At 32.4% G+C, this 14,146-nt stretch carries 16 protein-coding genes and 1 pseudogene; 8 read left to right on the top strand and 9 right to left on the bottom strand.

What is annotated here, in order from left to right:
• A partial coding sequence (locus tag KO500_RS16745; protein ID WP_215957713.1) for a transposase occupies positions 1-434 on the top strand: 434 nt, incomplete at its 5' end.
• A gap of 110 nt (positions 435-544) precedes the next feature.
• On the opposite strand, the gene KO500_RS16750 is transcribed toward KO500_RS16745, so the two are convergent.
• From KO500_RS16750 to KO500_RS16765, 4 genes are all read right to left on the bottom strand, one after another.
• The gene (locus tag KO500_RS16750) at positions 545-1,345 is read right to left on the bottom strand and encodes a hypothetical protein (protein ID WP_215957714.1); all 801 of its coding nucleotides are present in this window, start codon (positions 1,343-1,345) and stop codon (positions 545-547) included.
• A gap of 214 nt (positions 1,346-1,559) precedes the next feature.
• Complete coding sequence (locus KO500_RS16755; protein ID WP_215957715.1) at positions 1,560-2,063, bottom strand: hypothetical protein; 504 nt, start codon at positions 2,061-2,063, stop codon at positions 1,560-1,562.
• A 183-nt stretch (positions 2,064-2,246) separates the two neighbouring features.
• Entirely contained in the window at positions 2,247-2,801 is a 555-nt protein-coding gene (locus KO500_RS16760; protein ID WP_215957716.1) for an NADPH-dependent FMN reductase, read from the bottom strand.
• Positions 2,802-2,973: 172 nt separating this feature from the next.
• Positions 2,974-3,678 (bottom strand): hypothetical protein, encoded by a 705-nt coding sequence (locus KO500_RS16765; protein WP_215957717.1) that lies wholly within the window; start codon positions 3,676-3,678, stop codon positions 2,974-2,976.
• A 328-nt stretch (positions 3,679-4,006) separates the two neighbouring features.
• On the opposite strand from KO500_RS16765, the gene KO500_RS16770 reads away from it, so the two are divergent.
• Both KO500_RS16770 and KO500_RS16775 read left to right on the top strand, forming a co-directional pair.
• Positions 4,007-4,762 (top strand): SDR family NAD(P)-dependent oxidoreductase, encoded by a 756-nt coding sequence (locus tag KO500_RS16770; RefSeq protein WP_215957718.1) that lies wholly within the window; start codon positions 4,007-4,009, stop codon positions 4,760-4,762.
• A gap of 20 nt (positions 4,763-4,782) precedes the next feature.
• Complete coding sequence (locus tag KO500_RS16775; RefSeq protein WP_252732602.1) at positions 4,783-5,424, top strand: TetR/AcrR family transcriptional regulator; 642 nt, start codon at positions 4,783-4,785, stop codon at positions 5,422-5,424.
• 440 nt (positions 5,425-5,864) lie between these two features.
• On the opposite strand, the gene KO500_RS16780 is transcribed toward KO500_RS16775, so the two are convergent.
• The 5 genes from KO500_RS16780 to KO500_RS16800 all read right to left on the bottom strand — a co-directional run bounded on the left by KO500_RS16780 (position 5,865) and on the right by KO500_RS16800 (position 9,640).
• Positions 5,865-6,242 (bottom strand): hypothetical protein, encoded by a 378-nt coding sequence (locus tag KO500_RS16780; RefSeq protein ID WP_215957719.1) that lies wholly within the window; start codon positions 6,240-6,242, stop codon positions 5,865-5,867.
• A 213-nt stretch (positions 6,243-6,455) separates the two neighbouring features.
• On the bottom strand, positions 6,456-7,220 hold the full coding sequence (locus KO500_RS16785) for a restriction endonuclease (RefSeq protein ID WP_215957720.1): 765 nt from the start codon (positions 7,218-7,220) through the stop codon (positions 6,456-6,458).
• Between the two features lie 263 nt (positions 7,221-7,483).
• On the bottom strand, positions 7,484-8,326 hold the full coding sequence (locus KO500_RS16790) for a hypothetical protein (RefSeq protein WP_215957721.1): 843 nt from the start codon (positions 8,324-8,326) through the stop codon (positions 7,484-7,486).
• Entirely contained in the window at positions 8,319-8,531 is a 213-nt protein-coding gene (locus tag KO500_RS16795; RefSeq protein ID WP_215957722.1) for a hypothetical protein, read from the bottom strand. The genes KO500_RS16790 and KO500_RS16795 overlap by 8 nt, the downstream gene beginning before the upstream one ends.
• 98 nt (positions 8,532-8,629) lie before the next feature.
• A complete protein-coding gene (locus tag KO500_RS16800) occupies positions 8,630-9,640 on the bottom strand; it encodes a tyrosine-type recombinase/integrase (protein WP_252732604.1) in 1,011 nt (336 codons plus the stop codon).
• A gap of 261 nt (positions 9,641-9,901) precedes the next feature.
• On the opposite strand from KO500_RS16800, the gene KO500_RS16805 reads away from it, so the two are divergent.
• The 5 genes and pseudogenes from KO500_RS16805 to mobB all read left to right on the top strand — a co-directional run bounded on the left by KO500_RS16805 (position 9,902) and on the right by mobB (position 14,146).
• The gene (locus tag KO500_RS16805; protein WP_215957723.1) at positions 9,902-10,249 is read left to right on the top strand and encodes a hypothetical protein; all 348 of its coding nucleotides are present in this window, start codon (positions 9,902-9,904) and stop codon (positions 10,247-10,249) included.
• A 940-nt stretch (positions 10,250-11,189) separates the two neighbouring features.
• Positions 11,190-11,543 (top strand): annotated as a pseudogene (locus KO500_RS16810) (single-stranded DNA-binding protein).
• Between the two features lie 302 nt (positions 11,544-11,845).
• Positions 11,846-12,016 (top strand): hypothetical protein, encoded by a 171-nt coding sequence (locus tag KO500_RS17450; protein WP_252732606.1) that lies wholly within the window; start codon positions 11,846-11,848, stop codon positions 12,014-12,016.
• A gap of 706 nt (positions 12,017-12,722) precedes the next feature.
• Complete coding sequence (locus KO500_RS16820; RefSeq protein WP_215957724.1) at positions 12,723-13,103, top strand: BfmA/BtgA family mobilization protein; 381 nt, start codon at positions 12,723-12,725, stop codon at positions 13,101-13,103.
• 11 nt (positions 13,104-13,114) lie between these two features.
• Complete coding sequence (mobB, locus tag KO500_RS16825) at positions 13,115-14,146, top strand: MobB family relaxase (protein WP_215957725.1); 1,032 nt, start codon at positions 13,115-13,117, stop codon at positions 14,144-14,146.

Consider the following 14,146-nt stretch of genomic DNA (forward strand, 5'->3'; position numbering starts at 1 on the left):
TTTCTTTAGTTAAACAAGAGCAACAAGAACAATTAACCTTGTTACAAAGCATCCCAGGAATAGGACTTAAAACAGCTTTGTTTTTAATTGTAGTTACCGATGGTTTTGATAAGTTTGAAACTGCATCACAACTCTGTAGTTATGTAGGAATCACACCGACAATTAGAGAATCTGGCAGTAGTGTTAGAGGCCGTGCTAGAATTAGTAAAATAGGTAATCGAAAGCTTCGGAATCTTTTGTTTTTATGTGCTTTTAATGCTTGTAAACACAACAAAGCTTGCAGAGAACTATATCATCGGATAGTAAATAAAGGAAAAAGTAAAAAACTAGCTTTAATAGCAGTAGCTAATAAGTTATTAAAACAGTGTTTTGCTATTGCAAAATCAGGAATGCCTTATGATGAAACCTATGTTTCTGTTTTAAAGCTTAAGTAAAATTTAAATAAAAAAACAAGCATAAAAAAAGCTTAAACCAAAGTTTAAGCCTAGAATAATAGTATCTAAATTTAACGAAGATTTTGTTTGTTTTTCACCTCAGTTCTTTGTTAGGCAACGTTTTCTTTCGCAATGTTTATTCTTTTCAACGTAGTTTCTTTAAATTTCTCACTCAGTTCGTTTATCAAATCCTGATATTTTTCTAACTCTATGAGTTTCTCCCAGTTCTTTTCCTTTTCTAAATGACTTGAAATTGATGGAATCAGATTTTTTGGAAATGAATAAAATAATTCCTCTGGATTTTTTATGTCAGCTAAAAGTTTACTTATTTCTCGATGCTTACTTAAAATCTCAAAATATTTTTCGGTTTCCTTTTCCTTTAACCTAATTTGAATTTCATTTTCTCTTTTTAGCTTTAAAATCCGCTCTAGTTTTTCTATTTGACCTAATGTAAAGCCTACGGGAATATATGCAGTCCCATACCATTTATCATCATAATCATCGTGTCGTAGATTCCCCCAAGTTACCGTTTTTCCGTTATGCCATTCTTTCAACGATAAATTTAATCTCTTGTTTCCTTTGGGTGTGTAACCAAGTAGTTTACCGTCTCCATTATAAATTCCGACAGCGTACATATCGTGAGAATTGTTTTCGCACTTTGCGAATCCAATAAATTGTCCATTGTCCGTTTCTGGATTCAGTTTTTGATAAAACATTCCTTTCATATCGAATGCTTTAATACCTTTCTTTTTGTAAAGTACGTTTTCTCCTTTTTCTATTGGTTTTACTTTAGATGGTTTTGAAGAAGAAACTTTATTTGGTTGCTGTTTTATTGGTTTTTTCGATTTGTTTTTACCTATAAAGTAGGCAATAACAATGATGATTATTATGATTGCGATAAATTCTGTCATCGATTTTTTTTAAATGTTGCCTAACGTCTCGGCTATGGCAAGTAGGGCAGGCAAGGAAACTTTTCGTTTCCGTCTGCGCTCGTAGCCAAAGCTTTTTGTTTTGTTTTTATCTTTTTCATTTTAAAAGCCAAATCCAAAAGATTTGGCGGACTTAGTAAACATGCCAAAGCCATTAAATTTAGCACTTTATGCCCTATTTGCTATAGGTATTGTTCTAAGCAGTTTTTAGTCCATCCTTTTTTAGCTTTTTCTTAATTCGGTTATCACAATAAAGTTCAACCTTTACATCTGAATTTTCAAGAAAAATCAAAACCTTTGAAATCTCTATCAAATTTTTGTCTAAAAAGATGTTATATTTATTTCCTGATTTAAAATCAACTCTTAGACTGGTATTCATACGAAAACCTTGAAGAAATCCAGCTTCTTCGATTTCGTTGTATTTAAATTCCTTTCGATTATTTTTAAATACTCCAAAAGGTTTTTTAAGTACAGCTTTGTCATCATATAAAATAAGTTCCCAAGCAGATAAGCGTAGAAAGATTTGAAAGGTCAAACCTATTGTTGCAATACCAAGAATCATATTTTTCCAACTTCTCGGTGGATGTCCATAAAAGTCAACCAGATATAAAAGTCCAAAAACAGATGCGACTATGACCAATATTACTCCTAAAGGGAATAATAAGTTTTGTTGGATTTTATGTACTGGTTTATTTTTCAAATTGCTTAGAACGGTTAGTATAAAACACGTAGGGCAGAAGATAAGTACTACACTTCGGGTTTGACACTTAGCCAAATATAATATTTTGATTTTATCTTTTTTATTGAAAATGCCAAATTTTATATTTGGCGACTTTATAGACACACACAGAACTTTCGTTAAGCCTAAACTTCCCTATGTTTTTTATACATTGTTACCAGCAGGCTTTTTTATCAGAGTTTTAAAAGACTCGGTCAGTTTTCTTAATTCAGTCTCCGTACTTTCGTCAATAATTTTTCCTTTTTTGTCAATTTTCCCTTTTATACCTTGAATCAAAAGTGTTGTCTGGTCTGTAAATCTTGTCTGGATAGTTTCCATAATCAATTTCAATTCCTTGTGTCCTTTTTCACCGTTTGCGGAAGCTGTTATAATTCCAATTGGTTTGTCAGAGAAAACAGTTGTTGATACACACCATTCAATCATATTTTTTAAACCACTAGGAATACTAAAAACATACTCGGGTGTACAGATTATAATTCCATCTGCATTAGAGATTTTATTTCGAAATTCAATGATTTTTTCAGGGACATTTTTGTCAGTTAATTCCGTTCTAAAATGCGGTAAACTGGTTAAATCATCTATTATTTCTATGTTAAAATCAGTTTTTTCTAATTCAGATATCCACTTAAGAATAGATAGATTTCCCGAATTTTGACTTGCACTTCCACAAATTCCGATTATATTTTTCTTTTCTATCATTGAGTTTATATTCGAGTGCATTTGCGCTTGATGGTAACGTTTATGTATAAGGAAAGTTGCGTATTTGTGTGCGAGGATTTTCCGAAGGAAAATCAGAAGCTAGCAAACGAGCAACTAACTTTGGTTTAGCTAAAACTAGCAATTTTTTTTATACGGTGTTGTGTGCAGTTTTTTATATTCCATTTCTACTTTTCCAATTACCCATTGTTGTTGGATGTTCATTGTCGATAGGATAATTCCGATTTACAAAGTCAAACTGTTTTGGTGTTAGCAAAACGAACATTCCATCATTTCCGCAATTAATTGGGTAAAACTGTTCGTCCGAATTTTGTCTTCTTAATTCAGCGTTTAACATTTCTATAAAATTGATATATGCAATTCCCCAATCCAGGTCAGAAAATTGTCCTTCAAACGCTGTGTATTGAATTCCGTTCAGTTCGATTGTGTGTTTCCAACTATTTTGGTCGTGTTCGCTTTTTTCGTTTGCGTATTCTAATTCCAGCTCTAGTTTTTCAAAAGTCGGTTTAACTTGAGTCAAATATTCTGTTAATCCACCAATCTCAAAAAGTTCCTCACAATCTACCCAATGATAGCGATTGTCCATAAAATTCAGCGTTTCTCCTCGCATTGGTCCTTGAAAAAACTTCAAGTCCGAATAAGATTTTTCAAAATCAGCTTTAACTGTTTCCAATTCAGATTCGCTAGTCAGATTAAAATAACTTAATTTCTCCAATTCCGCAACGACTTCTTTTCCGCTCAATTTTTTCTGAATTACTTTCTCTGGATTTGAGTTTTTGATTTTTGAAACCGCATTATCCTTTTTGGAATTACAAGCCCAAAAAGTGGAAAAAATTATGATTAAAAAAATATATTTCATTGGTTTGGTCAAATTGCACACAACGTTCAGTATAAGAAACGTAGGGCAGGTGATAAGCGATATGTTTCAGTTTGGTACTAAGCCAAATATAGTATTTTGCTTTTATCTTTTTTGTTGAAAATGCCAAATTTTATATTTGGCGACTTTGTAAATAAATACAGACCTTCCGGAATGCCTTAATTGACCTATGTTTTTTATACATTGTTAGCATACGTTTTTTTCTTTTCACAAATTAAGTTCAAACTTATTTGGAACATTCGTTCTGTTATTTGTATGTTTGTATTCAGAATGAACGTTCTGTTATTGTTAATAATTAAAAACATAAAAAATGAGTAAATTAAATGGGAAGATTGCCATAGTCACAGGAGGTAATAGTGGAATTGGTTATGCGTCAGCTAAAGAATTAAAAAGTCAAGGAGCAACTGTTGTAATCACAGGGAGAAATCCAGAAAAAGTATCTGAAGCGTCAGAAGAACTTGGAGTCAAAGGAATTGTTGCTGATGTGAAAAAACTTTCAGCAATAGATGATTTGGTGTCACAAGTAAAATCTGAATTCGGAAAAGTTGATGTTTTATTTGTAAATGCAGGGATTTTTCAGCCTGCACCAGTTGGTCAAATAAGCGAAGAAATGTTTGACCATCAAATGGGGATAAATTTTAAAGGAGCTTTGTTCACTACAGAGAAATTCCTACCTATCTTAAATGACGGAGCGTCAATTATTAATCTGTCTTCTGTAAATGCTTATACAGGTATGCCTAATACAGCTGTTTATGCAGCATCTAAAGCAGCTTTAAATTCATATACTCGTACTGCAGCTACTGAATTGGCACCTAGAAATATTAGAATAAACTCAGTTAATCCTGGACCAGTTTCCACTCCAATTTTTGGAAAAACGGGAATGGAAGAAGAACAATTGAATGGTTTTGCTCAAGCTATGCAAGAACGTATTCCTTTAAAACGTTTCGGTCAGCCAGAAGATATTGCTAAATTGGTTTCATTTTTAGCTTCCGATGATGCTTCTTTTATAACAGGAAGTGAATATAATATTGATGGAGGAATTAATATTAACCCTCTTTTAGGCTAATTTTTTTAGCTTTTTTTGGAATGATAGTTCCAGTAAGTTATCTTTGTGGAAGTGATAATATCACTTCCACATTTTATTATATGCCAAGAGTAAAGTTATTTGATGAGAATGAAGTGTTAGTCAAAGCAATGAATTTGTTTTGGAAGCAAGGATATTCTGCAACATCTGTTCAAGATTTAGTAAGCCATTTAGGTATTAATAGAGCAAGTATTTATGATACTTTTGGAGACAAAGACAAACTTTTTAAAAAATCATTTCAACTTTATCGTAAGCAGAGTAGAGAAGGGTTAATTCAGTTTTTTGAAAACAAACAGAATGTTAAAATTGGATTTTCAGAACTTTTTAAAAATGCGATTCAAGAAGCTATTAATGATAAAGAAAGAAAAGGTTGTTTTGTTGTAAATACTATTACTGAGCTTGTCCCAAATGATGAAAGTTTAAATGAAGTCTTAGAAATAAATAAGCAAGATTTTATAAATATATTCTTTGAATATTTAAAGAAAGGTAAGGAAATCGGTCAATTAAAAACAAATCAAGACTTAAAATCTCTGGCTACTCTTTTTTATACTTTGTATAATGGAATTCGAGTTGTTTCCAAGGTTCGCCCAAACAAAAAGGAATTAACTGATTCTATTAAAGTTGCATTGTCTTTATTATTTTGACCAAATGTATGCTAACGTTAAATATATGGCAAGTTGGGCAGAAAATAAGCGATTACTTTCAGTTTTGCCACAAGCCAAATCTTTTGTATTTTGTTTTAATTTTTCTCTTTTAATACCAAATCAAAAGATTTGGCGACTTTGCAAATAGAGAATTACTTTTGGATTAAAAACTAATCGCCCAATTTGCTATATATAGTGTTAGGTGCTTTTTACTATTTTGGCTGTGTTACAATTCGAACACCACCAATATTCGTTTTTACTATCTTTTAATTTAGATTCCGTTTTCTTTCTGCAATTTGAGCAATTCCGCTCGTCAGATTCATTCTCGAATGCTCTATATTGGCAGTTTCCACAGTCTCAAATTGTCAGAGGTGATTCTTCTTCGTCAACTTTCCAATTGAAATTATCTACTTTACAATTCGGACAGATTTGAGTTGCCATTAGATTACGTAATTTAGTGAGTTTTTGTTTTTCTCTATGAAATCATAAGCTGTTTTATTACCCAACCCAAAGAATAATATTTCTCCATATTTATATATTAATAGTTCAAACTCTCTTTTTAGAAATAAGCTTGAATCTAATTTTTTAAGTTCAGATAAAACGAAAGAATTTAATTCAGGTTTTGTTGGTCCTTTCTTTAATTCCTCTTTTAACCTATTCATTAAAACTGTAAAATGCTCAACTAACCATTCAGTTTTTTCTGGACGCGGACATTTTTCGCCAGTAAAATCGTTCATTCCTCCAAAGTCATAATCAGTAAAATGATAACTGTAGTTTAATATACTTTCAATTTTTTTTATTGCTTGAATATTTGTCATTTTTCAAATTGCACCTAACGGTATTGTGTATGAAACGTAGCGTGTAAATAAACGCTAGCTTTTCGGGTAAACACAGAGCCGAATTTTTATGTTTTGTTTTTAACTTATCAATCTTAAAAGCCAAATTTAAAAATTTGGCGGTCTTTGTAAATAAGCACAAACCTTTTGATTTAGCACTTATGAGCTATGTTTTATACACCGTGTTGTACACAGTTAATTTTCATCAGCAAATATATTTTTCCCAAACACGTTATTAAATTCAGAAATACTATCTTCTATTATACCATTCAATTCAATTAACAAATCTTGGAAATTCTCAGATTCTAATTTGATTTTCAACAAATCAAATACGGTAACTTTAATTTTCTCAATACTGAAAAAAGTATTTTTTTCTTTTGAAAATATCCTTTTGTAAGAGTTAGAACCTATAAGAATTAACATCGTGACAAAATCTGAATATTTATCTAATAGGTTATTAAATTTTTCGGCTCTATTATCAGTAAGTTTTTCTTGATATTTAAATCTTCTTGAGTTTATTGGTTCTGTATATGAAATCAAATCAGAGCTAATTTCATAAATGCTTTTTGCAAATCTCTTTTCATACCAAAGCATTAAATAGTGCTCTTGAAATTCAATGTAAGAGAATAATCTAATATTAGTGCTATTTGAGTATTCTAGAGCTCCTTTTTGAAATCCTTTTTTTGAAATTATATAACCTATATTTCCTCCAGTTTCATTCATAATTGTGATAAAACTATGAATTACAGTCTGAGGAATTTTGTTATTCCAATTTTTGCATTCAATTATATATTTAATTTTATCAATGCTTTTAGGGTCAATTGCATATACATCAATTTCAACTGTTCCTCTTGGGGTTTTTAATTCAACCTCTTTATTAGAGTCCAAGCCTATATCATTTAGGATTAAATTGACTTTGTTTTGTAAATCTTGCCAATCTTTAGGCTCTTTGGTTATCATTAATAGTTGAGTTTGTTATTTGGGAATTTATAAATTAATTCTTTGCGTTTTTTGAGCAATTGTGTACAACGGTCTTGTATATGGCTCGTAGCGTGCAAAAAGGCTGTTTCCTTTCGGTTGAGCACAAGCCAGATTTTTAAATTTTACTATTTATCTTTTTTCTTGAAAATCGTCAAATTTAAAAATTTGGCGACTTTCCAAATATGCCTTAACTTCGATTAAGCAACTAATTAGCTATGAGCTATATACGTTGTTCTACACAGTTATTTTTCACGTTTCTTGATTATTCGCAATAATGCGTGAATTGTCGAAAGGTAATGGTAAAACATCCAACTGTGCCAAATTGCTTTATCGTATTTTGATTTCTGTTTGTCATTGTGATGCCTTATTCCATAATTATTAGCAATATTGAATAAGTCAGATTCGTCCTTGCTTTCTAAATATTCTTTGGCTTTTGGTCTTAAAAATTCAAGTACATCGACAAGTTCACGAATTGCTTCTTGTCTGTCGTCCATTGTGGATTTATATCTTCTAAATTTTAAGACAGCTTTATTAATCTTACTTTCAATATTTTCGCTGTCTTTAGTTGGTACATCTGCGTCATAAAGAAAGGATAATCCAGCATCTGCGAGTTGTAAAATTTCTCCATCATCTGATATTTCAAATCCTTTATCAAAATCTTTTAAGATTGGATTTACGTGAGACCTAAAATGCTGTTGACCTTCTTTGTCATTAAATTCTTCGTAATGATAGCCACAGCCATTGTGCTGGTGATAATAACCATCGATAGGTTTTGAACAGTAATCGTGAAGAAATTCCAAAACATCGAATAAGTCATCTTCGCTGTAGCTCTCAATCTGTGAATGAATTGGATAAAGATTTTCTTTTTTTAAGTGGATAAAAAGAACAGAGTCCAAATCAATTCCTAATTCTCCAGCGACTTCATCTTGGTCAACACAATAATATCCGAAATATCTTTGGAAATAACCATCGTCTTCCAATTTTCGATAGATGATTAGGAATAGCTTTTTTAAAATTTTCAAGTCGATTAATTCATTCGGCTTGATTTTACCAGTACGTACCGAATAATAATCTCTTTTATTCATATTGGGTTAATTCACTTTCGTTGCAAAAAATTTGTTCTGTTTTTGAGTTTCTAATTACTGATACAAAATAATCAAAATTACCTTTAACATTAAATTCGTCGATGTATCCTTTTTCATAATCAATTGCTCTTTTCAATATAGTCACTTCTTCTTGCTTTCCGTTTGGCAGAGTGAAAATCGCTTTTTGTCCAACTTCTAATGGCATATTTCTAAAATTTTAATGTTAAGCACAATGTTTGTTTATAATTGTGTAGAACACTTGTATAACTACAATGAATTGTACTCCTATTGTAGTTATATCGTTTATCCATGCAATGTATTCTTTTTTAATAAAGAATCCAAAGGGCTTGTTATGGTCTTATTATTAATTTCAATTGTTTTGGTGTAAATTTCAGTTGTCTTAGGCGAACTATGCCCTAACATATTCTGTAAATGGCGAATATTTATATTGTTCTCTATGCAATGGGTAGCAAATGAATGGCGTAAGGTATGTACGGTTGCCCATGGATTAGAATTGGTGTCTTTTACTGCTTTTCTAAATATAGATCGTATACTACTAGTACTGTATTTGCACCCTGTCTGCCCTTCAAATAGCCAATAAGATGGCTTATATGCTTTATAATATGTTCTTAATAATAGCAATAACTGATTGGGTAAAATCGTTTTTCTATCTTTTTTACCTTTACTATCCTTTATAAATAAATAACCATCATCTGAATGAACATCTACAATTCTTAAATTTAAAAGTTCTGATATGCGCAAGCCACTACCATAAATGGTATGTAAAATAGCTTTGTGTTTAATATTTTCGGGAGATTGAATAATATTTAGCACCTCTTTTTTACTCAATACATTCGGTATAGATACTGCTTTTTTTGGTCTTTGAATATCATAATATTCTCTGGGCATCTTAAGCGCATGTTCATAATAGGCTTTAATGGCATTGATTAATTGATTTTGATAACTTTCACTAACCTTACTCTTTTTAATAAGTTCATATACAAAACCTTCAATATCTTCTTTTGTGACATCCTTAAGATTACGGTGCATAAATTTCCCTAAAAAAACACTGAACATTTTTTTATAAACTTGAATACTTGAATCACTGTACTGCTTTAAAACTAAGGCCTTCTCAAGTTCGAAAAGTGATCCTAGTGCATTTTGATTTAGCTCAACACTAGGTACAGCAGTAAAACGAACCTCTTTTTCAATTTTATAATTTCCATGGCATAATTTTTTTAAAGCTTCAAAATTTTCAACTGTATTGATAACGGACCACAGTTTTTGGTGCGGATGCCAAAAACTACTATCCAATTTTTTTTAAAGCTTCTCTAATTTGAATCATATCATAAGGTATAAAAACCTTTATCCGCTTGGCTTGTTTCAATGGTTGATTTATAATAGGTCGCATACAGTGAAAGTTACATTTTTTTAATGATCCAACTAAAAGTACTTAAAAAGTAAACACATTATTGGGCTTGGTTAGAAATAATAGTACTTTAACCGTTAGAAACGAATAGCTTTAAAAAACTACAATTCAATAAGTTAAATAGCTTTTCTACGACAATAAATAAAATGAAGTGTAAAATTTGTAATAAGATTCTTCTCGGAAGAAGTGACAAAAAATTCTGTTCTGTAAAATGCAAAAATTATTATCATGTTAATTTAAGAAAGGTCACAGACAGGCAAGTAAAAGAATTGGATACGCTGCTACATAGAAACAGAAGTATTCTTTTGGAAGTTTTAGGTAAAAGAAAAGGACAGATAACTGTGGATAGAGTAGTGCTTGAAAAAAAGAAATTTACTTTCAAGTACCATACACACTTACATATAAATAGTAAGGGGAAAATATATAATTATGTTTATGATCTTGCTTGGATGGAATTTTCAAATGATGAAATTTTGATCATTAGAAAACAATAATAGTATGATCTAATTCAACCATAATTAGTTCTCTTTATAACGATAAAAAGAATATAATTTGTATTTAAATAGTTTGATTTGACTTAAGTCTACAATTTGGTGAATCATAGAGAATTAAAAGTGTTTAAAATATTGTTAATCAGGTGTTTTTAGTTTGTTTTTCTATTTTTTCACGTATTGAACCTTGAACTTCACCATTATAAAGTTTTCTATTTTCATTTCATTACCCCCCCCACTAAAAAAAAGTGAAACACTCTATTCCTAGTATACCCATTTAATGTGAAGTCCGGTTAGCACATTCCCCTACATTTCGCGTAAAGCTTCATTCCGTGAAAAGAGCTTCCCTACAAAAGACTTGGACACAATCCCCAATTTCAGCTTTCCATTCCGTTACTCCTTCCCGATGCTCTGGGAAGGAACACTACATTCCTGAGCAAAAATCGTGAATCAAGTCCGCTTTTTCAACAGAAAGCCACCTTCTCGATTTTCTTAACAGGATTATCGGTGAAGTCTTCTTGAGCCTTCACTCGAAAATCCTTAAAAACCGAAGCGCTTCCGTATAGATTTTAAGGGGTTTCTAATGGCTAAAGCCTTTGTTGTTTTTCGCTGTACCGAAAAACAGGCACGACAGAACCAATTCTAGATTACCCCCAATTGCTTATCTCGCTTAACTATCGGTACGCTCAAACGCAACTGCGTTTAAAAGAATTGCTAATGCCCTTATGGAACTTGTCAAGACTATACAAGTTTTAGTAAAAAATAAGGTTTCTACTTCCTTGAAAACCCAAGGGTTTTACTACGTCGCAAACACACCTGATTTATTCTCTAAAAGTCTTGACCAAACCCACTTTATCCATGGTGTTACACACATAAGAAAAGAACAAACACCCCTTAAAATTTAATCTGTTTTAAATCCATAGGGGAGCTATAAATCACCTAAATATGTTATGATGAGTATTCTAAAAATCACGTACAATGAACGGGAAACGTTGGACAAGAACCAATCGTTACGAACCTTGAAAGCGGAAAGAACGTAGCCCGTTTTTCAATCGCAACAAACGAGTATTACAAAGACAGCGAAGGCAAAAAGCAAAGGGACACCAACTGGCACACCGTAGTTGCTTGGGGCAAGACTGCCACAATCCTTGAGAAATTTGTTGTTAAAGGTAAAATGATTGGAGTAACTGGAAAACTTAAGAGTCGGACCTACACGACCGATGACGGAAACCAACGCAGTATAACGGAAATCGAAGCGAACGAAATCCTTTTACTAGGAAGTAAAAACGATAACTAATACTAAAAAAAAGAGGGCTTAACGGTCGAAAGGTACGCCCTCTTTTCTTCATTAAAACCTTAAAAGTAACTTGAGCAGCCATCATTTTATACATATCAACCGCAATTTTAAGCTCTTTTTCTCGTGCTCCACGAGTACCATAATAAATAGGTACCAATACCTCAAGCACTAAGTATCGAAATCAAAGAAGGGGTATACTATTTTCGCGGTACCGTAATGTGCTATGCTATTCCATATTACGAACTCGATTTACCGACGGACTAAAACATTTATCAGAAGGTCCCGCATGTTTTTGGCTGATTATGGACACATCCGTAATCACAAAAAGCGTGATGAACCGAAGCGATTATATGATTATAGACTTCAAAAGACGGGATGAAGAAAACAAGGATGATACAGGTTATGAAGCTGAAATTAGTTATACCGGTGGTAGCGTTAATATGCTCGAAAAAACATGGATAGCGCGTAACTGATTTTCCACGTGATGAATGGCGTTTATTTATTGTAAATGATACACTGTGGATACCAGGCGAATACTAAAATGTAAAGCTTTGGTATATCTCAATTTTACAGACCTGAGCGAAGAGGCTCAAAACCAACTTGTAGAAAATTCAAAAATAGATGTGGAACGAAAATTTGGCGGTGGCATTCGCAAATACATAACGGAAAATTACACGTGTTTTGAAACGATGATGGACAACGAAGCCCTTCTAATTTTGTGTTTCTAGAACTTCATTTTCAATAGCTAATATTTTTAAAATTAAAACAGGCACCTTTAAATTTTGGTGGGGCTTTTTTATGCAATTCAATTCAAGTCAAGAAAATAACGTATCTTTATAGGGCTGGAAATACAGCACGTAAATTAAAGTAAGGTTATCCATTTTTTGACTTTCGCCGGTAACCCTACACATCGAAAAATAACATATCGGAAAATTATTTTCCTGAAAATGGCAATCAGCGTTTGAGCTGGGTTGTATGGATTTTTGTTCGCCTATAGCGAACGAAAAGGAATAGCAAGAGGGTAACACGCTGCGCGATGTTTCGGATTCCTTTTCGTTTTCAAATAGCTGATAATCAGCATTTTGAATATATTTTAATTTGCTAACAATCAACGATTTGCGACAAACGGGCTGTAAACGCCCATTTTTAGGGAAGATTTTGCGACAAATCGGCGAAATTATGGACTCATTTATTGGAATTAGATTTAAAAAGGAAACAGCACAACGTTTCCAAACATTCTCACGCACATACTTCAAATCGCACACCGAGGCGATGGCTACAATGCTAGATTTTTTTTGCTACAATGAAATTTCGCCAAGAGAAAAATTAGGTCCGACAGGGCGAACCATTGAGGCTAAACTCTTAAAAAGAATCAATGCAGTCATTGCCATAATGAGAGATGTCGAAAAGACACAAACCAAACCTACGGTAGCGATGCTACACGCCCTTTTTGAAACAGAAGAACCCACCAAAAAACCGCTGATAGTAGAAAAGAAATATGCCGAAGAAAAAAAGGAAGTACGCTTTCGAGAAAAGCAAAACCCGAGTAACCAACTATAAATATTTGTGCTATGTACATCATCATCACAGCTCAAAAAATGGGAGGTAATTATAGCCAAAGTTCAGTTGATTTTGTGGGCTATTTAGAGAAAGAAAATGAAGGTTTAGAATTACGGGATATGGAACATTTTTTTAATCAATATGGAGATGAAATTTCTGCAGAAGAAGTGGTAAAGGAAATTGATGGAAACACCGCAAAATTAAAAAAGAAAGAACCTAAATTTTATTCCATTACGGTAAGTCCTTCAAAATACGAATTACGTAAACTCCAGAATAATAGTCAAGATTTAAAACAGTACACCAGAGAGCTGATGAAAGATTATGTGGCTTCTTTCAATCGTGAAATTAATGGTAAACCAATTTGTATAAACGATATAAAGTACTACGCTAAAATTGAACATCAAAGAATCTTTAAGGGAACAGATAAACAGGTTAAAGAAAATCAACCTTACGCTTCAAAAATACTTCAGTTTAAAAGCGAAGTACGAAATATTCAAGACGGTAGATTGAACGGCAATATTAAAAAAATTAAAAAGCAAATTGCTAAACTAGAACGAGAAGCACCACATCAACAAAATGGAAAACGGATTATTCAAGGTATGCCAAAATCAGGAAATCAAAGTCATATTCATATCATCGTGAGCCGGAAGGATACTTCAAATTCTGTTAGCCTTTCCCCAGGAAGTAAGCACAAAGCATCTGAAGTAGAGATGCACGGAAAAAAAGTGAAGCGTGGTTTTAATAGAGATACTTTTTTCACGAAAGCGGAAAAAACATTTGATAAGACATTTGGATATAAGCGCAATTACGCAGAGACCTACAAAGCTAAAAAGACCTTTGTAAAGAACCCAAACCTATATTTTTCCGCTTTGATGAAACTGCCTGCCAATGAAAAAGCATTGGCTTTCAAAATGATTACAAAAACAGGTTTGCCAGCAATACCAAATATACCAACAAGTCAAGCACAAATTGCACTTCGAGTTTTCAAACGGTTAAGACGTGGTGCAGAAGTGGCTATAAAATCAAGTTCCATTGGAATCTAA

Origin of the sequence: Cellulophaga baltica (genome assembly GCF_018861125.1) — a bacterium.
In the GTDB taxonomy this organism is placed as follows: Bacteria; Bacteroidota; Bacteroidia; order Flavobacteriales; family Flavobacteriaceae; genus Cellulophaga; species Cellulophaga baltica_A.